13 protein-coding genes and 1 tRNA gene are annotated in these 15,949 nt (G+C 63.6%); 11 read left to right on the top strand and 3 right to left on the bottom strand.

All coding sequences use genetic code 11. From position 1 onward, the window contains the following. The first annotated feature begins 6 nt into the window (after positions 1 to 6). The 8 genes from JQ621_RS02155 to JQ621_RS02190 all read left to right on the top strand — a co-directional run bounded on the left by JQ621_RS02155 (position 7) and on the right by JQ621_RS02190 (position 8,567). On the top strand, positions 7 to 1,644 hold the full coding sequence (locus tag JQ621_RS02155) for an ABC transporter substrate-binding protein (protein WP_212232770.1): 1,638 nt from the start codon (positions 7 to 9) through the stop codon (positions 1,642 to 1,644). A gap of 3 nt (positions 1,645 to 1,647) precedes the next feature. Then, on the top strand, positions 1,648 to 2,631 hold the full coding sequence (locus JQ621_RS02160) for an ABC transporter ATP-binding protein (protein WP_212232771.1): 984 nt from the start codon (positions 1,648 to 1,650) through the stop codon (positions 2,629 to 2,631). Next, positions 2,628 to 3,620 carry an ABC transporter ATP-binding protein gene (locus JQ621_RS02165; protein ID WP_212232772.1) on the top strand — a complete coding sequence of 331 codons (993 nt, stop codon included), beginning with the start codon at positions 2,628 to 2,630 and terminating at the stop codon, positions 3,618 to 3,620. Before JQ621_RS02160 ends, JQ621_RS02165 begins: the two co-directional genes overlap by 4 nt. Continuing rightward, positions 3,620 to 4,549, top strand: coding sequence for an ABC transporter permease (locus tag JQ621_RS02170; RefSeq protein ID WP_212232773.1), 930 nt, complete (start codon positions 3,620 to 3,622; stop codon positions 4,547 to 4,549). Before JQ621_RS02165 ends, JQ621_RS02170 begins: the two co-directional genes overlap by 1 nt. Beyond that, on the top strand, positions 4,546 to 5,406 hold the full coding sequence (locus tag JQ621_RS02175; RefSeq protein WP_212232774.1) for an ABC transporter permease: 861 nt from the start codon (positions 4,546 to 4,548) through the stop codon (positions 5,404 to 5,406). The genes JQ621_RS02170 and JQ621_RS02175 overlap by 4 nt, the downstream gene beginning before the upstream one ends. Before the next feature lie 142 nt (positions 5,407 to 5,548). After that, on the top strand, positions 5,549 to 7,399 hold the full coding sequence (ilvD, locus tag JQ621_RS02180; protein ID WP_212232775.1) for a dihydroxy-acid dehydratase: 1,851 nt from the start codon (positions 5,549 to 5,551) through the stop codon (positions 7,397 to 7,399). A 228-nt stretch (positions 7,400 to 7,627) separates the two neighbouring features. After that, positions 7,628 to 7,954, top strand: a complete 327-nt coding sequence (locus JQ621_RS02185; RefSeq protein WP_212233772.1) for a hypothetical protein — start codon at positions 7,628 to 7,630, stop codon at positions 7,952 to 7,954. A gap of 379 nt (positions 7,955 to 8,333) precedes the next feature. Next, positions 8,334 to 8,567: a hypothetical protein gene (locus JQ621_RS02190; RefSeq protein ID WP_212232776.1), complete on the top strand. Its 234-nt coding sequence runs from the start codon at positions 8,334 to 8,336 to the stop codon at positions 8,565 to 8,567. A 110-nt stretch (positions 8,568 to 8,677) separates the two neighbouring features. Here JQ621_RS02190 and JQ621_RS02195 read toward each other — a convergent pair whose 3' ends face one another. Beyond that, positions 8,678 to 9,454 (bottom strand): outer membrane protein, encoded by a 777-nt coding sequence (locus JQ621_RS02195; RefSeq protein ID WP_212232777.1) that lies wholly within the window; start codon positions 9,452 to 9,454, stop codon positions 8,678 to 8,680. A 356-nt stretch (positions 9,455 to 9,810) separates the two neighbouring features. On the opposite strand from JQ621_RS02195, the gene JQ621_RS02200 reads away from it, so the two are divergent. Continuing rightward, positions 9,811 to 9,900: transfer RNA gene (locus JQ621_RS02200), tRNA-Ser, on the top strand. A 402-nt stretch (positions 9,901 to 10,302) separates the two neighbouring features. Here JQ621_RS02200 and JQ621_RS02205 read toward each other — a convergent pair. Both JQ621_RS02205 and JQ621_RS02210 read right to left on the bottom strand, forming a co-directional pair. Next, entirely contained in the window at positions 10,303 to 12,786 is a 2,484-nt protein-coding gene (locus tag JQ621_RS02205) for a tetratricopeptide repeat protein (protein WP_409334167.1), read from the bottom strand. A 96-nt stretch (positions 12,787 to 12,882) separates the two neighbouring features. Continuing rightward, complete coding sequence (locus JQ621_RS02210; protein WP_312015385.1) at positions 12,883 to 14,103, bottom strand: adenylate/guanylate cyclase domain-containing protein; 1,221 nt, start codon at positions 14,101 to 14,103, stop codon at positions 12,883 to 12,885. Between the two features lie 894 nt (positions 14,104 to 14,997). On the opposite strand from JQ621_RS02210, the gene JQ621_RS02215 reads away from it, so the two are divergent. Together JQ621_RS02215 and JQ621_RS02220 are read left to right on the top strand one after the other, a co-directional pair. Then, entirely contained in the window at positions 14,998 to 15,324 is a 327-nt protein-coding gene (locus JQ621_RS02215; RefSeq protein WP_312015392.1) for an antibiotic biosynthesis monooxygenase family protein, read from the top strand. Between the two features lie 66 nt (positions 15,325 to 15,390). Then, the gene (locus JQ621_RS02220; RefSeq protein WP_249124753.1) at positions 15,391 to 15,696 is read left to right on the top strand and encodes an HdeA/HdeB family chaperone; all 306 of its coding nucleotides are present in this window, start codon (positions 15,391 to 15,393) and stop codon (positions 15,694 to 15,696) included. Positions 15,697 to 15,949 lie beyond the last annotated feature (253 nt).

The raw sequence follows: 15,949 nt of genomic DNA on the forward strand, positions 1-15,949 counted from the left end.
ACCGCCATGAGCAAGCTCACCCGTCGCACCATCCTCAAATCCGGCGGCGCCGCCGCCGGCACGCTGCTGCTGCCGCGCTTCGCCATCGCGCAAGGCGACAATCGTCCGTCGGTAACGATCGCCGTGCAGAAGGTGACCAACTCGAACGTGCTCGACGTGCTGCGCGAGCAGTCCAATGTCGGCGAGCGCGTGTTCTTCTCCTCGATCTGGGAAGGCCTGATCTCCAAGAACTGGCGCGGCAATCTCGAAGCGGTGCCGGGCCTTGCCACGGAGTGGCGCCGCATCGACGACCAGACAGTGGAAGTGAAGCTGCGCCAGGGCGTGAAATTCCACAATGGCGACGAGCTCACGGCGGACGACGTTGTCTTCACCTTCAGCCGCGAACGCATGTTCGGCGAGACTGAGGCCAAGAGCCGCACCACGATCCAGGCGTTCGAGAAGATCCCGATGCCGAAGCCCGGCAAGGAGCTGCCGCCTGACGTGCCCGCGGTCGCGCGCCGCATCTGGCCGGACCTCGTCCGCGTCGATGCCGTCGACAAGTCCACGGTACGCTTCTCCAACGCGACGCCCGACGTCACCATCGAGGGCCGGCTGTCACGCTATGGCTCTGATATCGCCAACCGCCGCGCCTGGGACGAGTCTGCAAGCTATCTCGACTGGGCGCGCAAGCCGGTTACGACCGGTCCCTACAAGGTCGTCGAGCTCAAGCCCGACGTGTCGCTGACGCTGGAAGCCCACGACGAATATTGGGGTGGCCGGCCGCCGCTCAAGCGAATCCGCTTCCTCGAAGTGCCTGAGGTCGCGAGCCGCATCAACGGGCTGCTCTCGGGCGAATACCAGTTTGCCTGCGACATTCCGCCGGACCAGATCGCCGGCATCGAGAAGAATTCGGCGTTCGAAGTGCAAGGCGGCACCATCCTCAACCACCGCCTGACCGTGTTCGACAAGAACCACGCCGTGCTCGCCAACCCGCTGGTGCGGCGCGCCTTCACCCACGCGATCGATCGCCAGGCCATCGTCGACAGCCTTTGGGCCGGCCGCACCCGCGTGCCGAAGGGCCTGCAGTGGGAATTCTACGGCGACATGTTCAACGCCGACTGGGACGTGCCGGCCTATGATCCCAAGCTCGCCCAGGATCTGTTGAAGCAGGCCAATTACAAGGGCGATCCCATTCCCTATCGCCTGCTCAACAATTACTACACCAACCAGGTCGCGACCGCGCAGGTTCTGGTCGAGATGTGGAAGTCGGTCGGCCTCAACGTCCAGATCGAGACCAAGGAGAACTGGTCGCAGATCATGGAGCGCGCGCCGACCCGCGCCGTGCGCGACTGGTCGAACTCGGCTGCCTTCAACGATCCGGTGTCCTCGCTGGTTGCCCAGCATGGCCCGAACGGCCAGCAGCAGCAGATCGGCGAGTGGACCAACGCGGAGCTGAACAAGCTCTCTGAGTTCCTGGAAACTTCGACCGACCGCGCCGCACGCAAGAAGGCGTTCCGTCGCATGCTGGAGATCGCCGAGCGCGAGGATCCCGCCTACACGGTGCTGCACCAGAACGCGACCTTCACGGCCAAGCCGAAGTCGATCAAGTGGAAGGCGGCCCCGGCCTTCGCGATGGATTTCCGCGCCGGCAATTACGAGGCGTGATCCGTGGCGCCGCTGGTCAGCATCCAGGGCCTCAACGTCGCCTTTGGCGGCGTGCCGGTGCTGCGCGGCGTCGATCTTGCTCTTGGCAAGGGCGAGGCCCTGGGCCTCGTTGGCGAGTCGGGTTCGGGCAAGTCGGTGACATGGCTTGCCGCACTCGGCCTGCTGCCGCGGCATGCCAAGGTGACCGGGTCGGTGCGGCTCGACGGACGCGAGCTCCTCGGCGCGCCGGCCTCCGAGCTCGATGAGGTCAGGGGCGGGCGCGTCGCGATGATCTTCCAGGATCCGGCGAGTGCGCTCAATCCGGTGCTCACCATCCGCAAGCAGCTCTGCGAGACGCTGGCGCTGCATCGCGATCTCTCGGGCGAGGCCGTGAAGGCCGAAGCGCTGCGGCTGCTCAATCTCGTCGGCATCCCCGATGCGGTACGGCGGCTGTCCGCCTATCCGCACGAATTCTCCGGCGGCCAGGTCCAGCGCATCATGATCGCGATGGCGCTGGCCGGAAATCCTGACGTGCTGATCGCGGACGAGCCGACAACCGCGCTCGATGCCACCATCCAGGCGCAGATCCTCGAATTGCTCTCCACCATCCGCCGCGAGATGAACATGGCGATGGTCCTGATCAGCCATGATCTCGGCGTCGTCGCCGAAAACTGCGACCGGGTCGCCGTCATGTATGCCGGCCGCATCGTCGAGCAGGCGCCAGCCAGCCAGCTCTTCGCCGATCCCATGCATCCCTATGCGCAAGGCCTGATCGGAGCGCTGCCGCCGCTCGACGGGCCGCGCCGTCGCCTCACCGCCATTCCCGGCACTGTGCCCGATCCAGCGCATCTGCCTGACGGCTGCGCTTTTGCGCCGCGTTGTCCGCTGGCGGCCGAGCCATGCCGGCTTGCAGTTCCGGGCCTTGCGGTCATCGCCGACGACCGCGCCGTCGCCTGCGTCCGCGCAGAGGCGTCTCGCCGCGCGCTGCTCGGGATCGCCGCCGAATGAGCGCGCCGCTCGTCGAGGTATCCTCGATCTCGCGCAGCTACAGCATGCGCTCCGGGATGTTCGGCCGCGCTGCGGCCGTGCATGCCGTCGATGGCGTCTCGCTGACGATTCCCAAGGGCGAGACATTGGGCCTGGTCGGCGAGTCCGGCTCGGGCAAGTCCACCACGGGACGCATCGTGCTCGGCCTCGAAGCGCCCGATCGGGGCGATGTGCGGTTCGACGGTAAGCCGATGGCTACGCCGGGGACACAGGCGTGGCGCGCGCAGCGGTCGCGTATGCAGATGATCTTCCAGGACCCGCTGGGCGCGCTGGACCGTCGCTTGCCGGTCGCGACCCAGATCCGCGAGCCACTCGACATTCACGGTCTTGGAACACCGGCCGAACGCGACGACCGCGTCCGTGAACTGCTGCGCGCCGTCGAGCTGACGCCCGCGCATGGAGCGCGCTATCCCGGCGCGCTCTCCGGCGGGCAGCGCCAGCGCGTGGTGCTGGCGCGGGCGCTGGCGACGAAGCCGGATTTCCTCGTCTGCGACGAGCCGGTCAGCGCGCTCGACGTCTCGATCCAGGCCCAGGTGGTGAACCTGCTCGCCGATCTCCAGGCTCAGCTGTCGCTGACGCTGCTGTTCATCAGCCACGATCTGCGGGTCGTCAGGCAGATCAGCAACACCGTCGCCGTCATGTATCTCGGCCGCATCGTCGAGATCGGCAGCGCCGATGATCTGTTCGCGCACCCCGAACATCCGTACACGCAGGCGCTGGTCTCGGCGTCCCCCGCACCGGGCCGGCGCAGCGCGGGCCGCATCGTGCTGGCGGGCGATCCGCCGAACCCGGCGGCGCGGCCCCAAGGCTGTGCCTTCCATCCGCGCTGCCCGCGCGCCATCGCGCGTTGTGCAGCCGAAGTTCCAGCGCTTTCAGCCGTCGGCGGCGACCGTCAGGTGGCCTGCCATCTCGTCACCGGGCCGCAGGCCGCCACGCAGGACGCCGCGTGATGGGACGCTATTTCGCCATTCGCATCGGACGTGCGGTGCTGACGATCGTGCTCGTCGTCACTTTCGCGTTCGTCGTGCTGCGTCTCTCCGGCGATCCCGCGCTGATGATCCTGGGGCCCGAAGCGCCGCCGGAGGTTCTGGCTGCCTTCCGCAAGGCCTGGGGCCTCGATGATCCCATCTGGTTTCAATACCTCGATTACTTCGGCGCCATCGCCAAGGGCGAACTCGGTCGCTCCATGCGCGACGGACGACCGGCGATCCAGCTCGTGCTGGAGCGCATCCCGGCCACGCTGGCGCTGACGCTGCCGGCCTTTGTCTTCAAGGTCGCGCTCGGCATTCCCGCCGGCATCTACGCCGCGCTGCATCGGGGCTCGGGAATCGACCGGGCCGTGATGATGACCGCGGTCGCCGGCTTCACCGTGCCGAGCTTCGTCCTCGCGCTGGTGCTGGTGCTCGTCTTTGCCGTGCAGCTCGGCTGGCTGCCGTCGGGCGGGCAGGACAGCTGGCGCCACGCCATCCTGCCCATCGCCACGCTAAGCCTTGGCGGCGCCGCAGTGCTGGCGCGTTTCACCCGCAGCGCCATGCTGGAGGTGCTGGGCCAGCCCTATATCCGCACCGCCTCCGCCAAGGGCGTTCCGTGGCGCAAGGTGGTGACGTCGCACGCGCTGCCGAATGCGGCGATCCCGACCGTGACGATTCTGGGCTTCATGGTGGGCTCGCTGATCGCGGGCGCCGTCGTGGTCGAGAGCGTGTTTTCATGGCCCGGAGTAGGGCGCCTGCTCGTCGTCGCCGTCGCCAACCGCGACCTCGCCGTCGTGCAATGCATCCTGCTGCTGGTCGCGCTGACCATGGTCACGTCGAACCTGATCGTCGACTTCCTCTACGGCTTTCTCGATCCGCGCCTCCGTGCCAAGGGAGCGCATGCATGACCGACGCGACGCTCAAGGAAGCATCCGCTCACCGCCGCATCAGCTTGCCTGCAATCCCGGTGTCGGTCGCGCTTGCGCTCGCCTGGATCGTCGCGATGCTGCTGATCGCCGCGCTCACGGAGAAGTTCGCACCCTATAGCTACACCCAGTTCGACCTGCGCAATCGCCTCGCTGCGCCCGGCAATGTCGCCCACTGGCTCGGCACTGACGAGCTCGGCCGCGACGTGCTGTCGCGCCTCATCGTCTCGATCCGCATCTCGCTGCTGATTGCCTTCGGCGCCACCGCGATCTCGGCGATCGTCGGCACCACGCTCGGCTTTCTCGCCGCGCATTTCCGCGGGTTCGTCGAGCAATTCGTGCTGATGCTGTCCGACTTCCAGGCCAGCATGCCGTTCCTGATCATGGCGCTCGCCGTGCTCGCCTTCTTCGGCAACTCGCTGCCGCTGCTGATCGGCCTGATGGGATTTTTTGGCTGGGAGCGCTACGCCCGCATCGCCCGCGGCCTTGCCATCTCCGCCAATGCGCAGGGCTATGCCGCCGCGGTGCGCCAGTTGGGGGCGACGCCGTCGCGGATCTATCTGCGCCATATCCTGCCCAACATCGCCTCGACCCTGATCGTCTCGACCACGCTGGTTTTCCCCGAGGTGATCCTGATGGAGTCGGGCCTGTCCTTCCTCGGCCTCGGCGTACAGCCGCCGATGACCAGCCTCGGCAACATGGTCGGCTATGGCCGCGAGTACCTGACCCGGGCGCCCTGGATCATGCTGGCCCCGGCGACCACCATCGTCGTGACCACGTTGGCCGTCTCCGTGATCGGCGACTGGCTGCGTGACCGGCTCGATCCGACCCTGCAATAGGGCCGCGCCGGGAGCAGGGGAGCCCTGTCCGGCCCAAGTTCCCGTTGCGCGCGCCCACCCCGTGCGCTATCCGGCCGGAAAGGCCTGAGGCGGCTCCATATTTTCCCGCTGAGGCCAGTCAAACCCGAGGACGGAAACCGCCATGCCAGCCTATCGCTCCCGCACCACCACCCACGGCCGCAACATGGCGGGCGCCCGCGGCCTTTGGCGCGCGACGGGCATGAAGGACGGCGATTTCGGCAAGCCGATCATCGCGGTCGTCAATTCCTTCACCCAGTTCGTCCCCGGCCATGTCCACCTCAAGGACCTCGGCCAGCTGGTCGCACGCGAGATCGAGCAGGCCGGCGGCGTCGCCAAGGAATTCAACACCATCGCGGTCGACGACGGCATCGCCATGGGTCATGACGGCATGCTCTACAGCCTTCCGTCGCGCGAGCTGATCGCCGACAGCGTCGAATACATGGCCAATGCGCATTGCGCCGACGGCCTCGTCTGCATCTCCAACTGCGACAAGATCACGCCCGGCATGCTGATGGCGGCGCTGCGGCTCAACATCCCCGCCGTGTTCGTCTCCGGCGGGCCGATGGAAGCCGGCAAGGTCAAGCTGCAGGGCAAGACCAAGGCCGTCGACCTCATCGACGCCATGGTGGCCGCCGCCGACTCCAAGGTCAGCGACGAGGACGTCAAGGTGATCGAGCGCTCGGCGTGCCCGACCTGCGGTTCCTGCTCGGGCATGTTTACCGCCAATTCGATGAACTGCCTCACCGAGGCGCTTGGCCTGGCGCTCCCCGGCAACGGCACGGTGGTGGCCACCCATGCCGACCGCAAGCGCCTGTTCGTCGAGGCCGGCCACACCATCGTCGATCTCGTCCGCCGTTATTACGAGCAGGACGACGCAAGCGTGCTGCCGCGCAACGTCGCCAACTTCAAGGCGTTCGAGAACGCGATGACCCTCGACATTGCGATGGGCGGCTCGACCAACACCGTGCTGCATCTGCTCGCCGCCGCCCATGAAGGCGAGGTCAAATTCACCATGCAGGACATCGATAGGCTGTCCCGCCGCGTGCCCGTGCTCTGCAAGGTCGCCCCGTCGGTTGCGGACGTGCATGTCGAGGACGTGCATCGCGCCGGCGGGATCATGGGCATTTTGGGCGAACTCGATCGCGCCGGCCTGATCGACACCTCTGTTACCACCGTGCACGCGCCGACCATGAACGAGGCGCTGGAGCGCTGGGACATCAAGCGCTCCAGGAGCGAGTCTGTGCGCACCTTCTATCGCGCCTCGCCCGGCGGCATTCCGACCCAGGTCGCCTTCAGCCAGGAGCGCCGTTACGACGAGCTCGATACCGACCGCGAGAAGGGCGTTGTCCGCGATCTCGCGCACGCCTTCAGCAAGGACGGCGGCCTCGCCGTGCTCTATGGCAACCTCGCGCAGGACGGCTGCATCGTGAAGACCGCCGGCGTTGATAGCTCGATCCTGAAATTCTCCGGCCCCGCGCGCGTGTTCGAGAGCCAGGACGCGGCTGTGGAAGGCATTCTGGGCGGCAAGGTCGTCGCCGGCGAGATCGTGGTCATCATCTATGAAGGCCCGCGCGGCGGCCCCGGCATGCAGGAGATGCTGTATCCGACCAGCTACCTGAAATCGATGGGCCTCGGCAAAGCCTGCGCGCTCGTCACCGACGGCCGCTTCTCCGGCGGCTCCTCGGGCCTGTCGATCGGTCATCTCTCGCCTGAGGCGGCCGAGGGCGGCAACATCGCGCTGGTGCGCACCGGCGACCGCATCGCCATCGACATCCCGAACCGCAGCATCAACCTCGAGATCTCCGACGAGGAGCTCGCGAGCCGCCGTGCGGCGGAAGAGGCGAAGGGCGATGCCGCCTGGCAGCCGGCCGCGCGCAAGCGCAACGTCTCGACCGCGCTGCAGGCTTACGCTGCGCTCACCACCAGCGCCGCGCGCGGCGCCGTGCGCGAAGTGAAGCGGCGCACGAAGTAAGATCGTCGGTATGATCGCGAGCCTCGCGCTCGCGCATGGTCAATAAGTTCTGAACGGCCGGTGATATCAGGCCGTTCGCATTAAGGATGCCCCGACGAACTTCGGCAGAGATCGAATTTGCGGCGTATAATGCGGCCACCTTCGCAAATCCCTTTCGGGCAATTGGGGCGCCATAGAATGTCTCGTACTCTTGCTGTTGTCTTCGGAACAGTCATCGCTGCGATTTCGATGACGAGCGCGGCCTCTGCCGGCTGCTACAATTGCTACGCGCCGCCGCAGCCGTGCCAGACCTGCTATCAGCAGCAATACGTCGCGCCGCAATACCGCACCGTCGATGAGACCGTGATGGTGTCTCCAGGCGCAACCGTCGCGCACCGCACGCCCGCGCAGTATCGCACCGTGATGGTTCCGCAGACCGTGATGGTAGCGCCGCCTGGTGTCCAGTACGAGCAGATCCCGCCGCAATATGCGACGCGCCAGCGCGTCGAGATGGTCTCGCCGGGCTATTCCTATTACGCGCCGGTGCAGCCGGCTTGCGGCCATTGCGGCTACTGAGCCGAAGCGACAGAACATCAACGCAACATCAGGTCTTCGCGCGGCGTTCGAAAGGGCGCCGCGTTTTCCTGTGCTGCGCGTTCTCTTGCAAGGAGAAGCCAGACGAGGCCCGGAAATGGAGGCGAATCCAACCGGGCCTCGCGACCAGCGACGCCCTGGGCGGCGTTGCCAATGGCTGGGATGGCTGACGGGCCGGTTGCCCATGAATCACCCCGTCGTGCTGCTTCAGGCTAGACGACCGGCCTGACGCCCGCCTGACACGGTGTGCCGTCAAGAGTCTGCGTTTTTCCACACCCACGACGCGCTGTAGCTCTCGCGCTCACTGAGGCCCTACCTGTTGACAATTTGACTTTGGCCGACCTCGCGTTTCGATGGCGGCATGATTGTCCGCATCATCAAGCACGAAACCGTACCCGGTACCGGCAGCTACGAGGTGCGCTTCGCTGATGGGCGCCGGAGTCGCTATTTTTATTTCGACGATCTTCCCTCGCGCCGGCTGCGACCGGGACAGATGCCGCGTGAGCAAGCACTCGATTGGGCAAAGATGTTCGCGCGAATTATGCGAAGCAACATTGAAGGCTGGCATGAACCAAGCGGCTCGTCAGCGCGATAGTTGAGCCTGCTCGGCCGAGCTGGAGCCTCATCTCTTTCAAATTCAAGAGGTGGTGCGAATGCAAAAAAGCCCCGGCATAGCCGGGGCTTTGATGTCTCGTTGGCGATTGATCAGTACTTCGCGATGACGGGCCCACCGAACCTGTAGTTGATGCGCGCAGTGACCATGTCGACGTCTTGACGAATGCTATCCGTTCGCGAGAGGCCTCCAACCGGAGGAAGCGCGGAGGTGAACGTCAAATCCCGCCTTCCGAGGAAGAGATGGTCGTATTCAACGCCAACCGACCAGTTCGGAGCAAAACCGAACTCAATACCCGTGCCAACCGAACCGCCATATCTGGTTTCGGAAGCGCGATCGAAAGTGACCGATGTCGCTGTCAGGATGCCTTCATATTTATCATGGGCGATCGCCAGGCCACCCTTCGCATACCAGAGCATGTTGCTCCAGGCATAGCCGACCTGGCCCGTGATCAGACCAATAGCGTCGATCTTGCTCTGATTGGTCGCCGCGAAACCGAAGATTGGTACGGACGCCAAACTGGCATTCGATCCCTTCAGGTTCGCCCAGTCGCCCTGGCCTTCGACGCCGAACACCCAGGCAGCCGATTGCCAACGATAGCCGACCTGTCCGCCGACGAGGCCGCCCGTCGCATCATGGCAGCCCTCGTTGAAAGCCGGGACGGTCGGTCCGCCCAGCGTGCTGGTATTGGTCCAGCACTTCCTGCTCCAACCGCCACCACCGTTCGCCCCGATGTAGAAGCCGCTCCAATCATAGATTGCCGCAACCATTGGCGGGGCTTTCGTATACGGACGGGCGGCAAGATCAGCGGAGAACGCCGCTCCCGCGCCGGTCAAGAGAATAACTAACGAGATTCCGATCCGCTTCATGACTGCTCCCCAGCAAATACTGCTTGAGTGCTACCAGCTTTTCTCAACTTTGACCGTCGCCGGAGGGCAACAGTGGCGAGCAAATTGGACAAGTTGTCGCAGTCGTCACGTCTCGTCTAAAACGTCCATCCGAAGGTGGTTCTGGAACGGCTTGGGCACGCCAGCATGGCGATCTCGATGGATCATTGATTCCCATCCGATGCCGAACATGCAGGGGGACGCGGCGGCGGCTGTTGACGGAGTGCTGCGCGCCGCCATAAACAAGCGCGCCGACGACGTCGGGCGGCAAAACGGTCGCAAGTGACTCGCTTAGTTCTCCCGAGCAAAGCCACAAAGCTTTGTATAATCAGAGGCTTGGAAGGGTGGCCGAGTGGTTTAAGGCACCGGTCTTGAAAACCGGCGTGCCCGCAAGGGTACCGTGGGTTCGAATCCCACCCCTTCCGCCAAAACCATTGAGCTCATTGTTGTTTTCTCGCTTTTCTGTACTTGCCTCCGGCTCTACCCCCGGGGTGGACGATGAAGCCGGGCCTCCAATTTCAATCGCGAGCCGACCCATCCGGTATCGCCTATTGGGCGTTGCACTCCCTGTCACGTGCCTTCGTGGCCGAGTTAGCGCGCTGGAGTGCGGCTATCCGCTGTCGTCGCTGAAGGAGCGCATCTACTCACTGGCCCGGCCCAAGCCGATCGTTTCGGCATTTTGATCTATACCTCGACGGCCGGAGGGCAGGGGACGCTGACGGTTCTTGGTGATGGATTTCCACTCCTGGGTAATCAGTAGGACGAGATCGAAAGAAGCGGGACGGCCGGAGGATCACCGCTCCTCCAAAGGGCGGGATGTTTCAAATCAGTCAGCGCGGCGGGTCATCGGTGCGAGGCACGGTCGTGCGCCGAAGGTCGTCAATCAGCTTGGTGAGATTGGGGTCCCCCGGTGTGATGACGGCGAGGCGCTGCGCATAGGTCAGCGCGGCTTCTCCATCGCCGTCTGTGCGACTGAAGGCAATGAGCGCGGAGAGGATGCTGCGATCGTTGGGATGGCTGGTCAGGGCCTGTTTAAGGACCGTCATGGCTTCGCCAGCGTGGCCGGCTGAATGGAGCGCTACCGCGTAGACATAGGCGTATTGCGAACTATCCGGCTGCAGTTCGGTCGCCCTCTGGAATTCGGCAAGAGCTTCGTCCGGTCGTTTCAGCCGTGTCAAGGTTAGCCCGAGCGCATGGCGGACCGCTGCGTCGCGAGGAGACGTCGTGATCGCCGTACGCAGCACATTCTCGCCGTCGCCGTTCCTGCCGAGTTGCCGATAAAGATCCGTGAGATTGATGGCTGCGACTGTATATTGCGGGCTCAGCCGCAAGGCGGCCTTGTATTCCGCCTCGGCCTCAGCCGATTGTCCCCGCTGCGTCAGGAAATTTGCCAGTGTCGTCCGTGCCTCGGGCCTCTCGGCGTTGGCCCGTTGCGCATCGACGAATTCCGTTGCGACGCGATCGAAGCGCGCACGATCTGCTTGAGGTTGTCTTGCGACAGGCACGGCTGCGAGCAGCGAAACTGCTCGGATCCTGACGCCTCGCACGGGGTCGGCCAGGAGAGGAGCTGCCAGTGACCATATCTGGGCAGCCGGCAGGTTAGCCAGCATATCGAGTGCACCGATCCGAACCATCGGGTCGGGATCGGACAGTCCGTTTCGCGCAGCTGTGACATTCGCTGGTGAAACGCGCGAGGCGAGTTCGCTGAGCGCGCTGGCGCGCGCGACGGCCGGTACATTTTTGTCCGCGGCGATGATGCCGAGAAGTGCTGCAGCATCGGCCGCATCGGTGCGCGCGGCGTGGAAGGCGGCGCCGTAGGTCTGAAAGCCCTTTCGGTCGGGCCCGAACCATTGCTCGACGGCCGCCGCGGCCCAATCGGCGGGTTTGTCGTGGTGACAATCGTTGCACGCATTCGGGGTGCCCAGCGTGACCGACAGGTCGGGCCGTGGGACGCGGAAGGTGTGGTCGTGGCGGGGATCGACGACCATAAAGGTGCGCGTCTGCATATGGCAGGAGATGCAGGTCGGCTGTGGCTCGACCCCGCCGTGGTGATGGTGCTTCGCGTCGGCGAATTTGTCCGGCGCGTGACATTGCAGGCAAACGCCTTGGCCTGAAACGCGGAGCTTTGCGCCATGGGGCTCGTGGCAGTCGCTGCAAGTGACGCCGGCGGCAAACATCTTGCCTTGCTTGAATGGCGTATAATTGTACGGCTCTTCGACATCACGGATTTGGCCGTCGGGATGATAAGTGGTGCGCGCGAGCGGCTCGACCACATGGGTCTGGGACAGCCACTGGCCGGGCATCCAGTCCTCGTGGAAGCCGGCGCGCCGCGCGTGGCACAGTCCGCAGGTTTCGACCTCCTTGCGAAGGGTGGCAGGCGCAACGCTCCGTTTGCCGATACCGGTTTGCGGATCAATCGGCCAGGTCACGCCATGACGTTCGTCGAACAGGGCGAGCAGTCCCTTGCTGGGATCGCCGCGCTTGCCGAAAGGCCACCAGTTTTGCTGCTCCCGCGCCCATGCCACATGACGCGAACCCTGGCCGTGGCAGGCTTCGCAACCCACGCTGATCTCTGCCCAGCTTGTCGCAAAGTGGTCCGTCTTGGCATCGTAGTTTTTGCGCACCCCCGTGGAGTGGCACTCGGCGCACATGAAATTCCAATTCTGGTTCAGTTTGGTCCAGTGCAGGACATCGTCGTGCTTGATCTCCTCATTGGGATAGATGTGAAACCAGCGCTGGCCGCCCTTGTCCTGCGGTCGGCTGTCCCAGGCGATCGAAAGCGCTTGAATGCGGCCGTCCGGAAATTCGACCAGATACTGCTGCAGCGGATCGACCCCAAATGTGTATTTCACCTCATAGGCGGCGAGCTGGCCGTCCGGTCCGTCGGTCTCGACCAAAAATTTCCCGTCCTTGCGGAAGAAACGCGAGTGGACACCATAGTGGTCGAAGCTGGCCTCGTTGAAGTTGCCGAGCACTGTCTTCTCGGTGGCGTGTTGCATCGCAACCTTGTGCTGCGAGGCGCTCCAGAGCTTTGCTTCGGTCTGATGACAGCCCGCGCAGGCTTCGCTGCCGACGAAGGACGCGGCTGCGTAGTCCTGCGTACCGGAGACCAATCCGCCGGTATTCAAGATATAAAGGGCAAAAACAGAAGCAAGGAGGATCAACGCGAGCGAAATCGCGATCCAAATTGGCCGCTTGGTGGAGCGAGGAGCAGCAAGTGCTGGCAACGCCTTTGATCGCGACCTGTCTCCAGCGGGATCGCTTTTTGATCCCCGCCTGCCGGTGGACTTTCGTTGCTTGCGTGCCAACGACATCCTCAGTGTTGAGACCGCGATGCTACGATCCGGGCAGTGCCAGGCATCATCGGTCGGCCTTCCGGCCAATTCAAGTGGAGCGGCCCAGGCCCTTAGCTATTTGTCGACGCGCGACGATCCGTCCCAGTTCTGAGGCGGCGGGCTTTCCTTGAGCTCTTCGCTGCGTTTGAGCATCGCGATCGATGGTCCGTCGCCCGGCATCGCTTCGAGCGATGCACCGAACTTGGCGACGGCTTCGTCCCATCGCCGATCTCGGTAGGCTGCAAGGCCTTCCGAATATCTCTCCCGCAACGTGACCTGTTCCGGCAGGAGCTTGCCTTTAGCCCCGAGGATTTCAAAGACGACTTCGGAATGGGTGTGGCCTGCAACGACGATCCGATCGATTTCCCGGACCTCGACCGCAGCGGTCGCAGCAACAACTGTTCTTTCAGAGACCAGATTCCGAGTCCCGTACGCCTTGTTCGCGCCTTCGAGCCGCGAGGCGAGGTTTACGACGTCACCCATGACGGTGTAGCTCATCATGACGTCGGACCCGATGCTCCCGACCAACGCTTCTCCGGTCGCAACGCCGATACGTATGTCGCAGGTTTCCATGGGGGTGCCGAGCACACCAAGCAATTCAGGGATTTCACGGCGCAATGTCGCGATGCGCTCGATCATCTCGAGGGTCGCCTGGCATGCGAAGCGTGCGTGGTCCGCTTCGTCGACGAAGGGAGGGCCCCAATAAGCCATGATGCCATCGCCGATATACTTGTCGATGATCCCTCGGTGAGTGCGGATCGGTTCGGACATGATCGAGAGGTAGCGGTTCATCACCTTGACCAGACCTTGCGGGGTCATCCCCTCGCTGAGGCTGGTGAACCCCTTGAGGTCGCAGAACAACACCGTCATCACCCGGCGCTGGCCCTCGGCCGCCGTGAGGTTCGGCCGCTCTATAAGTCCCTCCACGACGCGCGGATCGATGTATTTGCCAAACGTCTCCCTGACACGCTGATTGTCGCGCAGCTGCACGACCATCCGGTTGAACGCCGCAGCGAGTTGACCGATTTCGTCGGCTGTACGTACGTCGATGGATTGATCGAGATGGCCCGCCTCGACGGCGCGCGTACCGTCGAGCAATTGCCGGACGGAGCGAATGATGCCGCCGCTGACGAAATTGGCAAAGATCAGCCCGACGATCGCCGCGAGCGCCGTCACGATTGCCGAGGTCAGCACGGCCTGGGTCTGTTCCGACCTGATGATTGCAATTGCGCCGTAGCTCACTTTCAGCATGTCGGCGCGGACGGCTTCGACCTTCTCATCGAACTCGTCGCGCAACGCGTCGGTCCTGGCAAGGCTTCGCCGTACGGCCGCGAAATCACGCGTTTCGAGCGCGGCGATCAACTCGGCCGACTCCTGTTTCAAATGATGCCGGAACTCGCTGACCAGACTGTCGACCCGGCTGTCGATGCGCGCCAGCGCGGTGTTGTCGGACGGCGTGCTCGTGTCCGCCATCACGGCGCCGATGAGCTTGCGCGCTGCGTCGGCCTCCTGGTCGACCTCCGCGTCCTTGGCGTCGTATAGCTGCTTTCGTGCCCGGTATCCGATTTCGTCGGGAGGGTCCTGCAGCTTCGAAATCACCATTCGGCGCAGGGCGAGGGCCCGCTCAAAGGACAGAATGCTAATTCGCGTGAGATGCGCGTTTGCGGGGATGTACCTATCGGTGATTTCGTCCAGCAGATGGCCGACCCTCCCGACCATCACCATCGACAGAACCGATGTCGCGACCATGAGGACAATCAGCCCGACGGCTATGGCAACGATGCGCTGTCTGATCGATTGCCTGATCATCGATCCGGAGAACGTCTTCAGGCCCGGAAATGTGCGAGTGCTGGAAATGGCACGCCCTCCCATGCGTCTGCTGTTTATGCGCAGAGCGAGTATTCGGCCGAGAGCAGCCGCCTCTGTTGATATGAGTCAAATGGATTGTCCAAACCCACCAGGGACAGCGTTTGTCGGCGTCAGATTTAACTCCGAGATTTCGGAGAAGCTCCGACATTTCGGAGCCTGGAGACCTCGGTCGTTGATCAAGACCCTGGGACCGATCCAGTCCAGCACTGATTGGCCACGCGTTTTCGGTCGGGTGGTGAACGCCGGCCTGTTGGCCTGCTTCTTGCGAACCTCAGCGCGGTAATCGCCAACAGATGCGACTGAAAGAAGCAGCCTTTGATCGTGTTCTCGCTGGAGATCGTGGCGCCGGACCGGGTGAGAACCGCATTGCTGCGTACGCTTGGATCGGTGATCGAACCTACCCGGGTTGCGCCGGGCTGTCGCTCGGTTCGACTCTTTACCGATCTCGACAGGCGAAGGTCCCTCGTTTTCGTCGAGGAATGGGAGACGCTCGAACAATTCGAACTCAATCTCGATGCGACAAAGCTCAACACCATCGTTGGAGCCATCGAGCTCTCGGGTGAGGCACCACTGGTCCGCATCGACACCATCGAGCGGGAGGAGGGCGTCGATGTTCTGGCGCTGCATCAATCCGGCGTCGGAAGGTAAATCCCGGGCACGCAATATCTGAATGGAAGGCAGGTCTATATGCGGAAATCACCCATCGTGGCGGCGATGTTCCTCGGTGCCATCTCCGTTGCTCACGCTCAGGTCGAGCTGAAGAACTACGCAGACGCAAACGGCTATATTGACGTGCAGAAGCTGACATGCGCGCAGTTGGCGGGCACGTATCAGGAAGATGCCGACTTTTTGGGGATCTGGTATAGCGGCTGGTACAACGGCCTCGCAAAGAAGCATGCGATCAACGTGTCGCGTACCAAAGCCGGAATTCACAACGTCATCGTCTATTGCAAGGCAAATCCCGGCAAGAAGGTGATCGAAGCGATCGACGTCATTCTGAAGGATGAAAAGAACCAGTGATCAAGCGGCGCGTGTCGGAGCGCGCGCTGTCGACATCAAACGACGGCATCTGCGGGAAGGTCCAGCCCGGCCAAGGCCGCATAGCAGGACGCTTGATCGAGAACAAATCGACGGCCTCGAAAGACTGCGCGGAGGCAATTCAAAAGGTCGAGGCAATGGCCGCCCCATAAGTGAAGGACGCGGACGGAGCCGTGGAAGTCGGCTTCGCGAGGTGAGACCATACCGCTGTTCACCAATTGCCCTTGCGGGCCAC

Source organism: Bradyrhizobium manausense (assembly GCF_018129685.1).
In the GTDB taxonomy this organism is placed as follows: Bacteria; Pseudomonadota; Alphaproteobacteria; order Rhizobiales; family Xanthobacteraceae; genus Bradyrhizobium; species Bradyrhizobium manausense_D.